Source organism: Paraglaciecola sp. 25GB23A (assembly GCF_040012495.1).
Classification (GTDB): Bacteria; Pseudomonadota; Gammaproteobacteria; order Enterobacterales; family Alteromonadaceae; genus Paraglaciecola.
In genome coordinates this window covers 26,086-43,929 of record NZ_JBDYKM010000002.1, presented here as the reverse complement: position 1 = coordinate 43,929, position 17,844 = coordinate 26,086, and the positions used below count along the sequence as shown (strand labels likewise).

Annotated in this window: 16 protein-coding genes; 7 read left to right on the top strand and 9 right to left on the bottom strand. The window is 41.5% G+C overall.

All coding sequences use genetic code 11. The features are described 5' to 3' along the window. Positions 1 to 14: 14 nt before the first annotated feature. Positions 15 to 659, top strand: coding sequence for a thiopurine S-methyltransferase (gene tmpT / locus ABKW31_RS05375; protein WP_348615243.1), 645 nt, complete (start codon positions 15 to 17; stop codon positions 657 to 659). A gap of 82 nt (positions 660 to 741) precedes the next feature. Then, positions 742 to 1,092, top strand: a complete 351-nt coding sequence (locus ABKW31_RS05370) for a PDZ domain-containing protein (RefSeq protein WP_348615242.1) — start codon at positions 742 to 744, stop codon at positions 1,090 to 1,092. 80 nt (positions 1,093 to 1,172) lie between these two features. Here the strand turns inward: ABKW31_RS05370 and ABKW31_RS05365 are convergent, their stop codons facing one another. Both ABKW31_RS05365 and ABKW31_RS05360 read right to left on the bottom strand, forming a co-directional pair. Beyond that, positions 1,173 to 3,494, bottom strand: a complete 2,322-nt coding sequence (locus ABKW31_RS05365; RefSeq protein WP_348615241.1) for a TonB-dependent receptor — start codon at positions 3,492 to 3,494, stop codon at positions 1,173 to 1,175. 277 nt (positions 3,495 to 3,771) lie between these two features. Next, entirely contained in the window at positions 3,772 to 4,431 is a 660-nt protein-coding gene (locus ABKW31_RS05360; protein ID WP_348615240.1) for a cytochrome b/b6 domain-containing protein, read from the bottom strand. Positions 4,432 to 4,725: 294 nt separating this feature from the next. Here ABKW31_RS05360 and ABKW31_RS05355 point away from each other — a divergent pair, with 294 nt between their 5' ends. The 3 genes from ABKW31_RS05355 to ABKW31_RS05345 all read left to right on the top strand — a co-directional run bounded on the left by ABKW31_RS05355 (position 4,726) and on the right by ABKW31_RS05345 (position 6,977). Beyond that, entirely contained in the window at positions 4,726 to 5,211 is a 486-nt protein-coding gene (locus ABKW31_RS05355) for a cytochrome c (protein WP_348615239.1), read from the top strand. Between the two features lie 167 nt (positions 5,212 to 5,378). Beyond that, entirely contained in the window at positions 5,379 to 6,293 is a 915-nt protein-coding gene (locus tag ABKW31_RS05350) for a hypothetical protein (protein ID WP_348615238.1), read from the top strand. Between the two features lie 357 nt (positions 6,294 to 6,650). Further along, positions 6,651 to 6,977, top strand: a complete 327-nt coding sequence (locus ABKW31_RS05345) for a hypothetical protein (RefSeq protein ID WP_348615237.1) — start codon at positions 6,651 to 6,653, stop codon at positions 6,975 to 6,977. Between the two features lie 96 nt (positions 6,978 to 7,073). On the opposite strand, the gene ABKW31_RS05340 is transcribed toward ABKW31_RS05345, so the two are convergent. From ABKW31_RS05340 to grpE, 6 genes are all read right to left on the bottom strand, one after another. Continuing rightward, positions 7,074 to 7,364 (bottom strand): putative quinol monooxygenase, encoded by a 291-nt coding sequence (locus ABKW31_RS05340; protein WP_348615236.1) that lies wholly within the window; start codon positions 7,362 to 7,364, stop codon positions 7,074 to 7,076. Positions 7,365 to 7,608: 244 nt separating this feature from the next. Further along, positions 7,609 to 7,992 (bottom strand): VOC family protein, encoded by a 384-nt coding sequence (locus ABKW31_RS05335; protein ID WP_348615235.1) that lies wholly within the window; start codon positions 7,990 to 7,992, stop codon positions 7,609 to 7,611. 105 nt (positions 7,993 to 8,097) lie between these two features. Continuing rightward, complete coding sequence (locus ABKW31_RS05330) at positions 8,098 to 8,529, bottom strand: DUF2059 domain-containing protein (RefSeq protein ID WP_348615234.1); 432 nt, start codon at positions 8,527 to 8,529, stop codon at positions 8,098 to 8,100. 108 nt (positions 8,530 to 8,637) lie between these two features. Next, entirely contained in the window at positions 8,638 to 9,777 is a 1,140-nt protein-coding gene (dnaJ, locus tag ABKW31_RS05325) for a molecular chaperone DnaJ (protein WP_348615233.1), read from the bottom strand. A 158-nt stretch (positions 9,778 to 9,935) separates the two neighbouring features. Beyond that, positions 9,936 to 11,855, bottom strand: a complete 1,920-nt coding sequence (dnaK, locus tag ABKW31_RS05320) for a molecular chaperone DnaK (protein ID WP_348615232.1) — start codon at positions 11,853 to 11,855, stop codon at positions 9,936 to 9,938. Between the two features lie 110 nt (positions 11,856 to 11,965). Further along, on the bottom strand, positions 11,966 to 12,580 hold the full coding sequence (gene grpE / locus ABKW31_RS05315) for a nucleotide exchange factor GrpE (protein ID WP_348615231.1): 615 nt from the start codon (positions 12,578 to 12,580) through the stop codon (positions 11,966 to 11,968). Positions 12,581 to 12,778: 198 nt separating this feature from the next. On the opposite strand from grpE, the gene ABKW31_RS05310 reads away from it, so the two are divergent. Then, on the top strand, positions 12,779 to 16,177 hold the full coding sequence (locus ABKW31_RS05310; RefSeq protein ID WP_348615230.1) for a PAS-domain containing protein: 3,399 nt from the start codon (positions 12,779 to 12,781) through the stop codon (positions 16,175 to 16,177). 55 nt (positions 16,178 to 16,232) lie between these two features. On the opposite strand, the gene ABKW31_RS05305 is transcribed toward ABKW31_RS05310, so the two are convergent. After that, a complete protein-coding gene (locus ABKW31_RS05305) occupies positions 16,233 to 16,715 on the bottom strand; it encodes a DUF6491 family protein (protein WP_348615229.1) in 483 nt (160 codons plus the stop codon). A gap of 215 nt (positions 16,716 to 16,930) precedes the next feature. On the opposite strand from ABKW31_RS05305, the gene rlmF reads away from it, so the two are divergent. Next, complete coding sequence (rlmF, locus tag ABKW31_RS05300; protein ID WP_348615228.1) at positions 16,931 to 17,833, top strand: 23S rRNA (adenine(1618)-N(6))-methyltransferase RlmF; 903 nt, start codon at positions 16,931 to 16,933, stop codon at positions 17,831 to 17,833. Positions 17,834 to 17,844 lie beyond the last annotated feature (11 nt).

Sequence of the window (17,844 nt, the reverse complement as noted above, 5' to 3'; positions counted from 1 at the left end):
ATAGACTTTAAAAAATGCAAGCAGATTTTTGGCATGAACGCTGGGCAAAAGGGGAAACAGCCTTTCACGAAAAAGACATTAACCCACTATTGAACACCCATTTTAGTCAGTTAAACCTGGTATCTGGACAAAGGGTATTTGTGCCTTTATGCGGTAAAACTCACGATATTTCTTGGTTACTCCAGCAAGGCTATTCAGTCGTCGCTGCAGAATTAAGTGAAGTGGCGATAAAAGAATTATTTAGCCAATTAGGGTTTGAGCCCCAAATAAGCAACTTCGCTACAGGGCTGAGATATCAGGGCCCTAACTTGGATATATTTGTTGGTGACATCTTTACGTTAAACTCACAGCATCTTGGTCATATTGCTGCGGTTTACGACAGAGCAGCTTTAGTGGCTTTACCTGAGCCCATGCGTAAGCAATACACCCAGCACATCAGAACCATTACCCAACATGCGCCGCAATTGCTGATTTGTTTTAACTATGAGCAAGCCAAAATGGACGGTCCGCCTTTTTCAGTCACGGAAGATGAAGTGAAACAGCATTACGCTCAGCATTATCGTATTAACCGCTTATATAGCGAATCTTTAGTCGGTGGCTTAAAAGGAAAAGTTGCGGCACTGCAACAGGTTTGGCTACTACAAAATAAAGTTAGTTAAGGTTTAATTGAACTCGTCACCGTTTCGCGGTCTGATAACGACTGCTCTTTAATTAAATCCGTCACCATAAAAAGGAATTTACATGCATTACACTTACAGAACTCTTGTTGCCCTACTATGTTTATCTAGCTCTACCGGCGTTAACGCTGGGGAAAAAGGCAGTATTGGTTTTTCAGCAGAAGTGTCTGTTTCGGGCTTTTTTAGTCCCGAATTAACTGAAGTAAAAGTAAAAGAAGTTTTTGCCGGTTCGCCTGCTGAGTTGGCTGGCTTAGAGATCGGGGAAAAAATTCTTGCTATTGATGGCTGTGAGATACCGGGCTGCCCTGCCAGTAAAGCTAAAAAATTGATGGCCAGAAATGTTGGCGATACCTTGCCCCTATTAGTGGAAAAATTAGATGGTTCCAAACACGAGCTTATGATTGAAGTAAATTAACAACGATATGGATTTTACTAAAGGTAACTAACGCAAAATAAAGCCGTTGAGCCTAGGGCTAACGGCTTTATTATTTTACATTACTGACCGAAATTAAGCATAAATTCAATACCGTAAAAACGCGGAGCCCCAGCTACAAAGGTAGGATTACCAAAAGCACCACCGGTATTGCCTGCATCAACTAAGTACTCTTTATCAAACAAATTATTGGCAAACAAATTAACTGACCAATTCGCTGTAGAGCTTTCAACTCCGACTCGCAAACTGCTTAGATTGACTGCACCCTGACTGATATTATCCTGGTTGGCTGCTTCAAAAAACACATCGGAACGGAAGCTATACACTGCTGAACTGGTGAAGCTAAGTTCGTCGTTTATAGCTTGAATATAAGAGCCTCCAATACTGAAGGTTTTTTCAGGCTGAAGGCGAAAGCGATTACCCGCTAAATTACCATTGGTAGCGTTATCATCAATAGCAGCATCAATATATGCAAAATTAGTAAATAACTCGAAACCGTCTCCTACCAGTGCTCGAATATCAGTTTCAAAACCAGCATTAGTTGCCGAACCAGCATCCGCTTGATAGGCAATACCATCATCACCAATAAGCGATACTTGAAAGTGGGTGTAGTCTTGATAAAAAACTGAGGCAGAATAATCGACTTTACGACTCCATGCTTGACCTTTGATACCGGTTTCATAGTTCCAGACGATCTCAGCAGGTACGTCTGTTACGTTACTGCCGGTTACATCTAATACGTTTGAACGCCGTCCTTTTGACACTGTGGCGTACATATTTAAATCAGGGTTAATACGATACAAAGCATTAAAGCGCGGTAACCAACCATCATAACTTTCACTGGCAGTAAATTTTTCGCCATTAGTATTGGCGCCAAAAAATGTGCCGCCAGTTAACACCGAATTGGGAATGACCGACATATAACTGCTTTGTTTATCTTCTTTGACATAACGTAAACCTGCCGTCAGTTCTAAGGCCTTACTCACATTATAAGTCATGTCGACAAAAGCTGAATAACTCTGATTATCACCATAGTTAGTAAATTCAGAAGAATAGGGGATCTCAGTTAAGGGGCCGCCGGGTAATGCAGCCGTAAGCGCTGGTGTTAAGACATTGACTGTGCCATCTGAATTAATACAAGGTTGACCAAAAACTGCAAGGGCGCCAACACAGTTCAGAAAAATAGATTCCTCAGTGCTAAAAGGTACACGCTGTGAACCGTTCTCAGTAAAGTAGTTAATACCAGCGATAGTGATTAATTTTTCGCTGCTTGCCAATAATCTTAACTCCTGACTAGATTGACTGCCCTTTGCATCTTCGGCAAATTCTAAAAACCAGGCTTGAGTACCATCAGCATCAAAAACTTCTAAAGAGTCAAAGCTACGATGAGCGGTAATAGAGGTTAGGGTCAGATTGTCAGAAATATCCCAGTTTACCGTTAGATTAATATCATCAACTTTACGGTCAACACCAAGTTTTTTGGCACCTAACACCTCTGTTGAATAAGGGCTACCCGACATTTCAACATAGCTATAAGGGCTGGTATCACCGCCAGTTGGTGCATAATTGCCATTTTTGAATGAGGTGCCAGAGTCATCATTTTTTTCGTGGGTGTAGACGAGATCAGCACTTACTTGTGCGTTAGGCGTGTAGCGTAAAGAGGCCCGTAAGGCTTTGCGATCAATCGCATGCATATCGTCTTGTTTAGTGCCGCTGGGGGTTTGTGAGTTTTCGTCACCGGCGATATTTTTAATAAAACCATCACGTTTACGTAAACTAAGCGCCACACGCCCTTGTAACTGTTCATTACCCCCGGTTACAAAGCCATTAATTGATTTTGCACCATAGTTGCCAACTGATGTATTAATTTTAGCGGAAAACTCCTGCTCTGGTTTTTTAGTAATGACGCTCAGTGCCCCAACCGAAGCGGCCGTACCAAATAAGGTTGCTTGCGGCCCCTTAACCACTTCTACTCGCTCAATATCAAATAGTTCAAAGTAGGAACCGCGCGATCGTGATATGTCTGCACCATTGTAGTAGATAGATACCCGTGGCGACGATTGAGACGAACCACTGTCAGAGGTAATACCTCGAATAACAAAGCCCGGATTATTGGGACTTTGCTCCTGTATGACTAAACCCGGTGTAATGTCTGATAAATTATCAAGGTCGTTAACACCTAAGCGTTCTAAAAAATCCCCACTGTAAGCACTAATCGTCACTGGCACGTCTTGAATAGCTTGCACCCGTTTTTGCGTTGTAACGGTAATTTTTTCTATTTCACCCTTATCAGGTTCTTGGGCGGCGACATTAGCGGCAAGTAAAGAAGAAATAATGAGAGTGAGAGGTCGCGATGTAAAACGTGATAACTGAGGTAATGACATAATGCTGATATTTCCAAATAAGGGGAAGACGATATAAAGCCTCGAACTTAGCCTAGTTATGCGAAATATCTATGAAAGAAAAGTGACAAGTTTGTGACTACACCTGCTAAACAACTGTTTATTTACACATTTTTCACTCGACAAGTTGAGTAATTGATGAGGGGTAAGAAGGAAAACAATGGAACTAACAGCCATCCGCAGTAGCAAGTGATTGCTATTTATTGGTATTACAAGTAAGACGCAGCCAGCAATGCAATTACATTGTTGGCTCTAAACACTAACGCAGCATTAGCCAGAGCAGCACAGAAATTATGACCAGACCAATAATATAATGCTTCAAATGAGCAGGTTTAAACATCGCATTTTGAATATGCGTGGTTTTACCACTAAGCATGGGTAAGAGTAAATTTTGCTTTTTCCCCCAATAGTAATAGGCAATAGCGCATACATGCAGCACTAACCACCCCAGTAGAGTGTTAAACAAATATTCATGCCATGTCGCGCATAGGCGACCTGTTTCAAATGATACATAGTGATTTAACGGGCCAGCCTCCCAACCATCAACATCAATGGCAAACAATCCTGTCAGCACTTGGCCTACTAGTAAAGCTAAAACCAGTAAGATGCTGTACGCACCTAAAGGGTTGTGTCCAAGCTTTGTCTGCACAGGCTGATTTTGTCGCTCTTTGGCATAGCGCCATGTACTAATAGGGCTTTCAACGAAGTAGCTGAATTTGGCGGTATTACTGCCCTTAAAGCCCCAATAAATACGAAAAACCAATAGGCACACCATGGCGTAACCAGCATATCGATGAAAGTCCATTTCATCATTTTCTGCAGTTAACCATAGCAAGCCAAACAATAAGACCCATGCCCAATGAATGATGCGAACGGGCCAATCCCATACCTTTGTGTGAATTAATTGTGTTTTTTTCATTATCGAGACACTTTTAAAATAAGAAAATTTCAGACCTTAGCTTGGCACCTATATTAACTCAGTTAAGCCCAACGCCCAGTATTCCATAAGCGACTATCCCAAAAAATCTGGGATTGACACAAATAACAGCTTTATCATCGCTCAACCTTTGATCTTAAATAGTAAATTCGCTTAGAATTGAACTGGGGCAAAGTGGGTTGATGTTTTGAATCAAGTCTTCACCTTAGCTTGGACTTGAGATTGGGTGCACCTAGCACTTGTTATATTATTAATAAAATGACTATGAGAAAAACCATGAAATTAAAACACAGCAAACCTACTTTTCTGCATGCACTGTTAATCAGTGGTCTATTTGCATTACCTTTATATATAGGCGCGAATGCAAATGCCTCGGACGCTACCTCAATCGTTGAATCTCGCCAGCAAAAACTTAAAGAATTAGGTAAGGCGATGAAAACCATTAATCAACAATTAAAATCAGACAGCCCAGAATTGAGTCTTATTCAACAACAAGCAAGGCTTTTGTCCAAACATGCCGCAGAATTACCTCAGTGGTTTCCACTTGGAACAGGCCAAGATGCTGGCTTAGATACCGATGCATTAAACACTATATGGTCGCAACCTAATGACTTTACCGCTCGTGCAAAGGATTTTCAACTAGCCAGTCTTGCCCTCTCACAGAAAGCCGACAAAGCTGAACTTGCAACACTGATGAAAAATTTAAAAGAGGTCAAAGACAGTTGTTCAGGCTGCCATAAGACTTTCCGTGCAGATGATTAAATACCACTAGGTCGAAGGGCTAAAAGCTTGGCGCCCGGCATTCGACGCCCGACACCCGACACTACCCAAAGCTTAATCTTTACTTGAGCGCAGAAATAGAAGCGAATGGGTGGTGGTTAACAAATGATATCAGGTCAGCAAGACACAACTCGATGGTATGTTACCTAATGAAACGCCTAATTTTTAGCTTCACTTTACTGTTGTTATGCATGCCGTCTAGTCAAGCGAGCGACTTTAATACCAAAGTAAGTAGTGCTTTGCGCATTGATGATCGTTCTTCACGAGATGCGAGATTTCAGTACAAACTCAGTGTTACACCGTCTTTTCAAGTTAATCAAAACTGGAGTCTTCACGGCTATGCGATAACCGGGGATGACTTTTCTTCGAGTCACAACACCATTAATGCTAGTACTAGCGACACTTTTTATCTGCGCCGCTTATTTGTCCGATATGAAAGTGAGAACACTAAGACCGAAGTGGGGGTGATCCCCACATATAAAGGACGAGTATCTTCAACAGGCTTATCAAAAGAAGGTTGGATTCAAGGGATCAGACACGTCGTTGCAAGCCAATCAGGGAAATTTGAATGGGTAGTAGGAGAACTATCCGATACACGTTCGTCGCAGGCATTAGGTTTTGCTGAGCAACTCAATTTTATCGAAGTTGAATTTTCGAGTTCAGTGAGCAATGATTTCGCTTATGAGCTTGGCTTTGAGCGGATCTTAAACGCTAATTATGCGCGGGGTGAAATGCGCTTTAGCAGCCAAACGGATGTCAGCTATGGGCTAGAGATCATTGGTAATATTGCCGAACAAGAATTCAAATATGTTGCTAGCCTCACATCTGAGTTCAAATTAATGTCCTTGCCCGCTGAATTATTTATTTATTATAGCTTTGTAGATGATAATTTTGGTCAAAGGGCCGAATTAACCGAAGACTTTTTATCCACTGGCCATGGGTTTTCAGCCGAACTTGAATCGTCGATTGAGTCTATTAAGCAACTAAATTGGTTTAGTAAAATCGAACTTTACGAGGGCAACTCTCGTATTCAGCTGGGATTAAAATACAGTCTCTCGCTTTAAAGAGCTGGTTTTGCAATGCATTACTCAATTGAGCCTCTAAGAATTTCATGCTAAAACCACCAAAAAATGTAACTTTTTTGTATTCGCCTATTTAAATAAGCCAAACTGTAATTAAATTACATACCCTTTAAGAACATAAAATCTAAAAAGCAAACAAAACGAATATAACGCCAAAAATAATTAACTTATATTTCAACAACTTAAAATATGTTAATTAATTAACAAAGAGTTTTTACATAAACTCAAATAAAGCGAAACAAAGAAAATACAACATTTTTCTGTAATTTAATTACCATTAGTATCGAGATTTGAAGAACATCTCTCTTTCACAAACTAATTATTAATGGAGTATTGAATATGAAAAAGTTATTTGTTTCTATCGTAGTATCTGCAGCATGCTTGTCTTTCAATGCTATGGCTGGACTTGAAAGTGCTAAGAACGTTAAATTTGTTGGTGACACCGAGTTTGCTAGCTTCTGTAAAGCCGCAGTAAATAATGATGTAGGTTTGTTTAAGCGCTCTATTGAACGTCAAGTAGGGGTTATCGCAAGCTCTAAACAACGCGTTCTTGACCTAGTATTAGACGCCAATAACGTGAGCTGTGCAGGTAAAGGCTTAACTGAGTTTTCTGAAACTCGCCAAGCTACTGATGTAGTTAACTTTATCCAAACTAAACAGCAATAATCAGAATTCTTTACGCAAGCTAAACCGAATTTGGTTTGGCTTGCTTTCTGGTTTTTATTGCGTTCGCTTCATAACCTTAGCTTTACCACAGCTTGATTAAAGACCCTTACCGCCAATTGGGCATGTTTCAAAACGCTCACCAAAACCAGTAATCAAGGGGCGTCCTAATTTAATTGCAGCCTGCACAGAAGGTAGGTTAATAGACGCTTTATGATGGGTTTCATCTGTCCAAACTTCACTCACCCACAGGGCATTTTCTTCTGTTTTGTCTTCAGCGATGATATAGCTGATGCAACCTGGCATATCCGCAATACCGTTCAATAATATAGTAGCCAGTTCACTGCGCTTTCCCTCAACACACAGTATTTGTCCAATTAATCCGTACATGGGATTTTCTCCTTGTTGTTTGGCAAAAGTTAGCCTTGGACTCAAACCTAGTAAGCCTAGCCAGATGATAAATTGTCGACGAGTTATCAAAGCCGAGGTAAATTCCTAGTTAAGTATTAACATTATTGGCATATTGACTCAAATTGACTTCTAAATATCCATCAGCATCTCGTCTATTCAAATTCGGATAATTAATCACAAACGATAGTTTGTCACCCTATTTTTTTATTGGCTAGTGATAGCGTTACGCTTGATACAATTCCAGTGGCAAGCCATCAGGATCACTAAAAAATGTAAAGGCTTTACCGGTATACTCGTCAATTCTGATAGCTTCAACTGCAATCCCCTGCTCTTCTAGAGTTTGTTTCACTTGAGCTACCGACTCAACCACAAAAGCCAAATGGCGCAGGCCTCTCGCTTCAGGATGACTTGGTCGTGACGGAGGGGCAGGAAAAGAAAATAATTCAATTTGACCACCATCTGGTAAGGCTAAATCGAGTTTGTACGATTGTCTCTCCACCCGATAATTTTCAGCAATGATGGTCAAGCCTAATATCTCAGTATAAAAACTCTTGGAGCGATGATAGTCTGAACAGATGATCGCGGCATGATGGATACGCTTTAGCATTTGCTTTGTCCTTTATATAAAAATCGTATAAACCAAATAACGCACCACAGACAAGATAATTAACCTAAGTATGTGAGTATATAGCTCAGAGGCATTACGGTGATGCTAATTGGCGGCTTTGGCATCAAACTTCTTTTTAGCACGCATAAATACTTGTTGTCCCCATTGTTGGCCAATTATCATCGACTCTTGCATGATGGCAGGTTGTGCCGAAATTAACTTTTTACCTGCAGGAGTAGAGTAAAAGCTTAGAATCGCTTGAATATCTTCTTCACTTAGTTGCTTTTGGTACACCGGCACAATGGCAGCCATAAGTTCCTTGGCATCCATTTCTTGTTTAAAGGTATCCCAAAATGCAGCAGGCGCATCGGGTATCATTTTCTGCATGGCTGGCAGCATTTGATTCATCATTTGAGTACCGAGATCGCCCGCGCCGGTTAATTGCATTAACTTATTAACACTTTCCTTTGATGCCTGTTCAGCAACACTGCTAAAAGCGATACACAAGCCGAGTAAAACACCACATAACTTTTTCATATTCATTCTCAATTTAAATAAAGTAGTATGGTTTCATAAATTACTATTTTTTCATACCCATAAAAAAACCGCTCAAATGAGCGGTTTTGGGGACAAATACAGCTTAGTTTAATTGGTTAAATCGTCAAAAAACTTTTTAACACCATCAAAGAATCCGCTTTCTTTAGGTCGATTCTTAGCCACATCTTTGCCTTTGCCCATCGAATCTTCTAGTTCTTCTAGCAATTCTTTTTGACGAGCACTTAAGTTAACCGGCGTTTCGATAACAACTTTACAAATCAGGTCACCAACATTACCACTGCGGACTGATTTAACACCTTTATCCCGTAAACGGAACATTTTGCCGGTTTGTGTTTCAGCTGTTACTTTTAATTTTACCTTACCTTCTAGGGTTGGAACTTCAATTTCCCCACCTAAAGCTGCACGGGTAAAACTTAAAGGCACTTCACAGTATAAATTGTTGCCTTCACGGGTAAATATTTTGTGCTCTTTAACATGCACTTGAACATAGAGATCGCCAGCTGGCGCTCCCATTTCTCCAGCTTCACCTTCACCTGTAAGGCGAATGCGGTCACCCGTATCAACACCGGCAGGTACTTTAACCGAAAGCGTCTTGGTTTTTTCAATACGCCCATGACCACGGCAAGAGCCACAAGGGTCTTTAATAATTTTGCCTTTACCCGAACAGGTTGGACACGTTTGCTGCACGGCAAAAAAGCCCTGACGCATTTGCACTTGACCTTGACCATGACAGGTAGAACAGGTAACCGGACTAGAGCCCTTCTTCGCGCCTGAACCGTCGCAAGTATCACACTCGACTAAGGTTGGAACTCGAATTTCAACACTTTTGCCACGTACCGCTTCTTCCAGAGAAAGCTCAAGGTTGTAACGTAGGTCTGAGCCTTGACGAGCGCGAGACTGTCTGCCGCCGCGACCACCGCCACCAAAAATATCGCCAAACACATCACCGAAGATATCACCGAAATCAGCACCCTGCTGGCCTCGACCACCGCCACGGTTAGGATCAACACCTGCATGACCATATTGGTCATATGCCGCGCGTTTTTGCGAATCGGTTAAGATTTCATGGGCTTCTTGAATTTCTTTAAATTTCTCTTCCATGGCTTTATCACCCTGATTACGATCGGGGTGATACTTCATCGCAAGGCGTTTATAGGCCTTTTTTATATCGCGCTCGGCGGCACCTTTCTCGACGCCCAACACTTCATAATAATCTCGCTTCGACATATCGCTTGTGTATCCTGATAAGTTTGTTCTTACTGTTTTTAACAGTTATTTTAAGATTTTCTAAAACAAACAAGGCGCAAGTCGGTTTATCCGCTGCGCCAAGTTTGTATCAATGGGGCCACAGTTAACTCTGTCCCCATTGATGCTTTCAATAAGATTTACTTCTTATCGTCTTTTACTTCTTCAAACTCAGCGTCAACAACATCGTCATCTTGCTTCGCTTCAGCACCAGCATCTTTAGGTTCTGCACCCTGAGAAGCAGCTTTAGCTTGAGCAACTTCCATCAACTTCGCAGACGCTTGGATTAACTCTTGCGTTTTAGCTTCAATTTCCGCTTTGTCGTCGCCTTTGATGGCTTTTTCAAGCGCGGTAATAGCCGTTTCGATTTCAGCTTTATCTTCGTCGCTTAAGGCGTCGCCAGCTTCTTCAACTTGCTTACGTGTACCGTGCACCATGCCATCGGCTTGGTTACGAGCTTGAACTAATTCTTCAAACTTAGCATCTGCGTCTTTGTTCGCTTCTGCATCTTGTACCATTTTTTCAATTTCATCTTCACTTAAACCAGAAGATGCTTTGATAGTGATTTTTTGCTCTTTATTGGTATCTTTGTCTTTAGCAGACACATGCAAAATACCGTCAGCATCGATGTCAAAAGTTACTTCGATTTGCGGTGCACCGCGCTGAGCTGGGCGTATACCCTCTAGATTAAACTGACCTAAAGACTTATTGCCCGCGGCTTGCTTACGCTCGCCTTGTAATACGTGAACCGTTACCGCAGCTTGATTATCTTCAGCCGTTGAGAAGGTTTGAGACTTTTTGGTTGGTACAGTGGTATTTTTCTCGATAAGCGCTGTCATAACACCGCCCATTGTTTCAATACCTAAAGACAGAGGCGTTACGTCTAGTAACAATACATCTTTAACATCACCAGATAATACCCCACCTTGAATCGCTGCACCTACGGCAACTGCTTCATCAGGGTTTACATCTTTACGTGGCTCTTTACCAAAAAATTCAGTCACATACTTTTGTACTAATGGCATACGTGTTTGACCACCAACCAAGATGATATCGTTGATATCATTAACGGTTAGGTCAGCATCGGCTAGTGCTTGCTTAAGCGGCTCTAACGTCGCTTGAACCATTTTTTCAACCAATGACTCTAATTTAGCACGGGTTAGTTTAATGGCTAAATGCTTAGGACCAGATGCATCCGCAGTCACGTAGGGTAAGTTAACTTCGGTTTGTTGCGCTGAAGATAATTCAATCTTCGCTTTCTCACCGGCTTCTTTCAGACGTTGCATTGCCAATGGATCTTTACGTAAGTCGATGCCACTGTCTTTCTTGAATTCAGCAACCAAGTAATTAATAACTTGGTTATCAAAATCTTCACCACCTAAGTGAGTGTCACCATTGGTCGCTAATACTTCAAAAGTATGTTCGCCATCAGCTTCGTCGATTTCAATGATTGAAATGTCGAATGTACCGCCACCTAAGTCATATACTGCAACAACGCTATCGCCTTTTTTCTTGTCCATACCGTAGGCAAGAGCAGCAGCAGTAGGCTCGTTGATAATACGTTTAACATCTAGACCGGCAATTCGACCGGCATCTTTAGTTGCTTGGCGTTGTGAATCATTGAAGTAAGCAGGTACGGTGATAACCGCTGCGGTGACTTCTTCGCCTAAGTAGTCTTCGGCGGTTTTTTTCATTTTTTTCAATACTTCAGCAGAAATTTGCGGTGGCGCCATTTTCTCGCCTTTCGCTTCTACCCATGCATCGCCATTATCAGCCTTAACAATGTTGTAAGGCATAATATCGATGTCACGTTGCACTTCTTTGTCTTCAAAACGACGACCAATCAAACGCTTGATAGCAAACAAGGTGTTTTTAGGATTGGTTACAGCTTGGCGTTTAGCAGGTGAACCCACTAATATTTCGCCGTCTTGTGTATAAGCGATGATTGAGGGAGTTGTACGATCGCCCTCTGCGTTTTCAATGACTTTGGCTTTGCCGCCGTCTAATATAGCAATACAAGAGTTAGTTGTTCCTAAATCTATGCCAATGATTCTACCCATTAGTTAATCTCCAAATATAGTTCTAAAAGCCTGTACACTTTGTGGGGTTATTATTTCTATTTTCAATATCTGTTAATAAAAATCTTATCTTTTTAGTGCACTTTTTTTGTTTAAGCTTGGACGTCAACACCACTTTCTGGTGCGCGTGTGACCATGACCATTGCAGGACGTAATAGGCGTCCGTTAATTTCATAACCTTTTTGCATCACTGCCATTACCGTATTAGGTGGTAATTCAGCATTTTCTTGCATACCCATAGCTTGATGTTGTTCTGGATTAAAAGGTTGCCCTTGCGGATCAATCACTTTCAAACCAAATTTTTCTATGGTGTTGACAAAAGACTTGAGGGTTAACTCAACACCTTCAACCACACCTTTTATTGCTTCATTAGTAGGATCGGCAACTTGTAAAGCCCGTTCCAAATTATCTGCTACAGGCAATAACTCACCGGCAAAACGCTCGAGAGCGAATTTACGTGCCTTGTCAATTTCACCTTCAGCACGTTTACGTACATTTTCTGCATCTGCAATTGCACGCATTACAGAATCTTTTTGTTCAGCAAATTTTGCTTCAGAAGCTTGTAACGCAGCTTCAAGTTCAGCAATACGCTGTTCTTCTGGACTCTGAAGTTCACCTTCAACGCCTTCCGGTATATTGGATGTTGCGTCTACTTGTTCAGCTGCTTGAGCCAATTCTTGTTCTTGTTCAGGTGTGGGTTTCGACATGCGTGACTCCGTTTTCTTTTTCTCTAGTGCAATATGGATTGCAGCTATTAATGGGGCTTGTTTTAGCGGCTTCAAGAGTAAAAACACGCAGATTTTAATATTTTATGCAGAAATTTACGTTTAGGCTTTAAAAACAGCGCTTTGCTGTAAGTTAGTGAACAGGTAAAGTACGACTTAACAGATTATTTTGGTTTACCTATGCTGAGTGTTTGGACAGTTTCCATTGCCGTTTTCTGCTATTTGCTATTATTGTTTGCACTGGCCTTTTGGGCCGACAAACGAAAACGAGCACAACAGCAACATCCTTATATCTACAGTTTAGCCTTAGGCGTGCACTGTACTTCATGGGCGTTTTTTGGCACCACTACCCAAGCGGCACAATATGGCTGGGCTTTTGTTCCCACTTATCTAGGTATAATTGCAGTTTTTTTATTCGCTCACCCCGTCCTTAGACGCATCGCCCTGTTATGTCATCAGCATCAAGTCAGTTCACTTGCTGACTTTATTAGCTTACGTTACGACAAATCACATTTGTTAGCCGCCTTAGTCACCATATTGTGTTTTATGGGGGTTATTCCCTATATCGCCTTGCAACTTGATGCTGTTACTCAAGGGATCAGTATTGTGGCGGGTTTAGATGCAGGTTGGTCAGCCAACATCGGGGCTTATGTGGCGGCACTGATGGCCTTGTTTGCGATATTATTTGGCACACGTTCTCTCAATTTAACCGAGAAACATCCCGGCTTAATGTTAACTATTGCCTTTGAATCGGTGGTGAAATTAGTTGCGCTCTTGCTGGTTGGTTTATATGTTTGCTACGGACTTTTTGATGGTGTGCTAGATTTATTAGGTCAAGCCCAAGCACATCCGCGCAGTCTACAAATTGTTGAGGCAGATTCGGCTTATTGGGTATTTGCCAGCCATGTATTATTGGGTATTTGCTCAATGTTTTGTTTGCCAAGGCAGTTCCACATCAATTTTGTTGAAAATAATGGCAGCGAAGAGTTACGCACGGCCCGTTGGTTGTTTCCTCTTTATCTAATTGCTATGTCACTTTTTGTTTTACCTATTGCCATTGCCGGTCACATTATCTTCAGCGGTGATCCGAGTGATATTAATTATATGAGCAGCGATACCTACGCCTTGGCGTTGCCTGTTGCCAGTGGCAACGCGAGCATTAGTTTAATTGCGTTTATTGGCGGACTCTCAGCCGCCACCAGTATGGTAATAGTTGCGACACTGGCCATGGGTATTATGATTTCGAATAATCTAGCCACCCCCCTATGGCTCAAAATTCAGCTGAAAACATTAATGCAACATAACCTCACGCCTAATGCGATTATGTTGATCAGACGTTTAACGGTTGTCGTGGTAATGGGCGTGGCCTTTGTCTACCATCAAGATATCAGCCAAGCTTCACCACTCGTTAATAGTGGCATCATTGCTATCGCCTTATTATCGCAAACAATGCCGATTATAATCGGAGGTTTGTATTGGAAAAAACGTAATAAAGTGGCAGCGCAAATCGCATTAATCGTCGGGGCGGCCTGCTGGTGTTATTGGTTATTATGGCCAAGCATTAAGGCCAGCTATTACTTTGACCAAGCCCCTAGTGATTTGCAACTGGCGCAAGGGTTTGCCTTAAGTTTATTGGTCAACCTTTCCTGTTTTGTATTAGTTTCATGGCTTTGGCCAAGTCAACGCAATAGCCTGCTTGATGCACAAGCACCTTTATTTACCGCTTTAAACAAGGCTACCAAGATAGCTAATTTATTAGCGATTACTGAAAAAGTGCTAGGTAAAGAGCGCCATTTGTCCTTATTAAAACAATTGCCACCCAATCAGCATGCCAACTATGCCAGCCCTAAATTACTCGACAGTATCGAAAGTGAATTAGCCGGACAAATAGGTAACGTCAGCGCTCGAATATTACTGTCAGCCATCGCTGAAAAAAAGGATGTGGCCTTGGCAGAACTGGTTGAATTGGTTGAAGAGGCCAATCAAACCTTTCATTTTAATCATGAAGTATTGCAGTCATCAGTAGAAAATATTCAACAAGGAATAAGTGTACTCGACAGTAATTTAACCTTATTGGCCTGGAATCAGCGCTATATTGAGCTATTTGCTTATCCGAATGGTTTTATCAAAGTTGGAATATCCATCCGGGAACTGTTGCTATTTAATGCTAAACGGGGTCTGTTTGGCGATAGTGGTGATATCGAACAAGAAATCGAAAAACGTATTGAATATATGCGCTCTGGCAGCCGTTACAAATTTGTCCGTGAGCAGGAAAATGGACAAGTGATTGAAGTTAACGGTAGCCCCTTACCCGGCGGCGGATTTGTTACGACCTACAGCGACATTACCGATTACATTAACATCCAACAACAACTGCAACAGGCCAAAGAACAGTTAGAATATCGAGTTGAACAACGCACTCAAGAACTACAAAGTGCCAATTTAGCCTTAGATGCTGCGCGCAAAGAAGCAGAACAAGCTAATGAAAGTAAAACAAAATTTTTAGCCGCTGCAGGCCATGACTTAATGCAACCTTTTAACGCCGCCAGCTTATTTGCCGCTTTACTAAAAGAAAAAGCACCTAATCAAGAGCTCGCCGATATGAGTCAAAGTTTAATTCAATCCCTCAGTAGTGCGGAAGAATTGCTTACCGCTTTACTCGACATGACTAAACTCGATTCTGGCGCACTCAAAGTAAACCAACAGGCTTTTTTCATCGATGATCTGCTGCGCCCCTTGGTTAATGAGTTTTCCCTATTGGCTCGGCAAAAGGGTTTAAGTTTGCATTACCTTCCGTGTTCGCTGGGTGTGGTGTCAGACAAAAAATTATTGCGCCGAGTCATACAAAACTTAGTGTCAAATGCTATCCGATACACCCAACAAGGCCGCATTTTAGTGGCGGTAAAACGTCATGGTTTTGAGTGTAAAATTCGCGTTATCGACACAGGTAGTGGCATCGCCTCAGAGCAACACCATGAAATTTTTAAGGAATTCAAACAACTTGATGGGCAACATAATTCACAAGGTTTAGGACTCGGTTTAACCATCGTTGAACGCATCAGTGGTTTATTAGAACACAAAGTTAATGTGCACTCTGTGGTTGATAAAGGTAGTTGTTTTGAAGTTTGCGTGCCGCTCAGTATAGAGGCTCCTATTTTGGTCAAACCAAGCCGCGAAAGCGTCATCGACAATTCACTATTGTTAAAACACAAAACGGTTTTAGTTATCGAAAATGAAGATCGTACCTTAGACGCCATCAATCAGTTACTCAGTAATTGGGGCGCGACAGTATTCGCCAGTAAAGATGTGAAACAAGCCATTAACGTATGTAAAAACGCTCCCGATTTAATGTTTTTAGATTATCATCTCGATGATGGATTGACTGGCGTTCAAGCCGCCCAACAATTACGTGAACATTGGCAAGATAGCACTCCAAACTTTGTCATACCCGGCATACTAAGCAGCGCTGATCGCAGTGAGCAGACTCGTAAGGAAGCTATTGATATGGCATTGCATTATCTGCCAAAGCCAATAAAAACCGCAGCCTTGAAGCGCCTGATAAAACAACTAAAAATATAATTAATAAATCCGTGGCAAATCAAAATTTGCCCAATATTTTTTGCCGCTAACTTGCTTAAGGGTTTAAAAGGGCTTGGTCTTGTTCGGCTGCTTCTGTCTTTTCCGCTGGTTTATCTTCCGCTTTAGGATTAACTGCCGAGATAATGGCTTTGTTTTGCTCTTTGCTCATTGAATAAATGCGGCTGATATAACATTTGAAGACTTGATTTTGTGGGGTATAAACTGAATCGAAGCCCGTGCTTAAACTGCCAGACATGCGTGAATCAATAACTAAAGTTGGTGAAAAATCCAGATCTTGACAGCGGGAGGCTAACTTCACTAAATAAGGCCTAAATGGAGAGGTTCGTAAGATCAAATATTGATCACTTAATGGCGTCCAGCTGTCCAAATTAAAGGCAGTGATTGTGCTGCGTTGTTCTAATTTTTCATCTGTAATATAGGCTTCTATAATCGATGATTTTTCAGTTTCAGATAAGTTGCGAGAGGCGCAACTGGTCAAGGCTAAACAAAGCAATGACAACACAATTAGTTTTTTCATAACGCTTTCCAACATAAATAGAACTTGATGTCGTGTTTTGAACCCGCGCTAAAGCATTTGGTTCCCATCAGAGCGTAAATGTTTATTTAATTACCTGCTTGATAGCGCAATAACTTATAATGCTCCGGGCAAGTTGGTTGCCGCATAGCGATTAAGTATACGAAATGTTAGTACACGACCCTACCCTCATTTTTTAATTAGGTACCATTGATATAATGCATATACAAAATTTGCATAAAAACGGTTACGACTTCGCTCTTTTGAGCCAGACTTACCCCGCTGTAGCTAAATTTGTGATTCAAAAGCCAGACGGCGGTAGCACCATTGATTTTAGCCAGCCTTTAGCAGTTAAAACACTGAATGCGGCCCTACTGGCCCATTATTACAATATTAAAAACTGGGATATTCCTGCCGGTTATCTTTGCCCACCGGTACCGGGGCGGGCAGACTATATTCACCATATAGCTGATTTAATAAAGGTAAAACAAAGTGATACAGCCATTAGCGGATTGGACATTGGAGTAGGCGCTAATGCAATCTACCCTATTATTGGTAGCCAAATATATGGTTGGAAGTTTGTTGGCAGTGAAGTCGATCCTGTTTCAGCAAAATCAGCCGCTAATATTGCCAACAACAACCCTACTCTTAGTCCCTTTTTGAGTGTGCGCCGGCAATACCTTAGCCAAGATATATTTACAGGCATTATTGGTCCGCAAGATGCATTTACCTTTACCATGTGTAATCCACCTTTTCATGCCAGTGCTGCGGCAGCAAGCCAAGCCAGTCAGCGTAAAAATGTCAATCTAGCCAGAAATAAAAATAAACGCCAAAGTATGACTGACAAGGCTAAAACGAGTGACAAGTTCCAATCCAATTTTGCCGGACAACATAATGAATTATGGTGTATCGGAGGAGAACTCGCTTTTATTCAACAAATGATTATCGAAAGTAAAAGCTACGCTAAACAAGTACAATGGTTTACGAGCTTGGTATCAAAAAAGGAAAATCTGAAGCCTATCTATACACATTTGGCTTATGTTGAGGCCATTGAAATTAAAACTGTTAATATGACTCAAGGCAGCAAAACAAGTCGTTTTGTGGCATGGCGATTTTACTAAACTCCAAATTA

Bases quoted from the DNA above. Each gene is read 5' to 3' on its own strand.
- tmpT (WP_348615243.1), top strand. From the start codon at position 15: ATGCAAGCAGATTTTTGGCATGAACGCTGGGCAAAAGGGGAAACAGCC.
- ABKW31_RS05370 (WP_348615242.1), top strand. From the start codon at position 742: ATGCATTACACTTACAGAACTCTTGTTGCCCTACTATGTTTATCTAGC.
- ABKW31_RS05365 (WP_348615241.1), bottom strand. From the start codon at position 3,494: ATGTCATTACCTCAGTTATCACGTTTTACATCGCGACCTCTCACTCTC.
- ABKW31_RS05360 (WP_348615240.1), bottom strand. From the start codon at position 4,431: ATGAAAAAAACACAATTAATTCACACAAAGGTATGGGATTGGCCCGTT.
- ABKW31_RS05355 (WP_348615239.1), top strand. From the start codon at position 4,726: ATGAAATTAAAACACAGCAAACCTACTTTTCTGCATGCACTGTTAATC.
- ABKW31_RS05350 (WP_348615238.1), top strand. From the start codon at position 5,379: ATGAAACGCCTAATTTTTAGCTTCACTTTACTGTTGTTATGCATGCCG.
- ABKW31_RS05345 (WP_348615237.1), top strand. From the start codon at position 6,651: ATGAAAAAGTTATTTGTTTCTATCGTAGTATCTGCAGCATGCTTGTCT.
- ABKW31_RS05340 (WP_348615236.1), bottom strand. From the start codon at position 7,364: ATGTACGGATTAATTGGACAAATACTGTGTGTTGAGGGAAAGCGCAGT.
- ABKW31_RS05335 (WP_348615235.1), bottom strand. From the start codon at position 7,992: ATGCTAAAGCGTATCCATCATGCCGCGATCATCTGTTCAGACTATCAT.
- ABKW31_RS05330 (WP_348615234.1), bottom strand. From the start codon at position 8,529: ATGAAAAAGTTATGTGGTGTTTTACTCGGCTTGTGTATCGCTTTTAGC.
- dnaJ (WP_348615233.1), bottom strand. From the start codon at position 9,777: ATGTCGAAGCGAGATTATTATGAAGTGTTGGGCGTCGAGAAAGGTGCC.
- dnaK (WP_348615232.1), bottom strand. From the start codon at position 11,855: ATGGGTAGAATCATTGGCATAGATTTAGGAACAACTAACTCTTGTATT.
- grpE (WP_348615231.1), bottom strand. From the start codon at position 12,580: ATGTCGAAACCCACACCTGAACAAGAACAAGAATTGGCTCAAGCAGCT.
- ABKW31_RS05310 (WP_348615230.1), top strand. From the start codon at position 12,779: ATGCTGAGTGTTTGGACAGTTTCCATTGCCGTTTTCTGCTATTTGCTA.
- ABKW31_RS05305 (WP_348615229.1), bottom strand. From the start codon at position 16,715: ATGAAAAAACTAATTGTGTTGTCATTGCTTTGTTTAGCCTTGACCAGT.
- rlmF (WP_348615228.1), top strand. From the start codon at position 16,931: ATGCATATACAAAATTTGCATAAAAACGGTTACGACTTCGCTCTTTTG.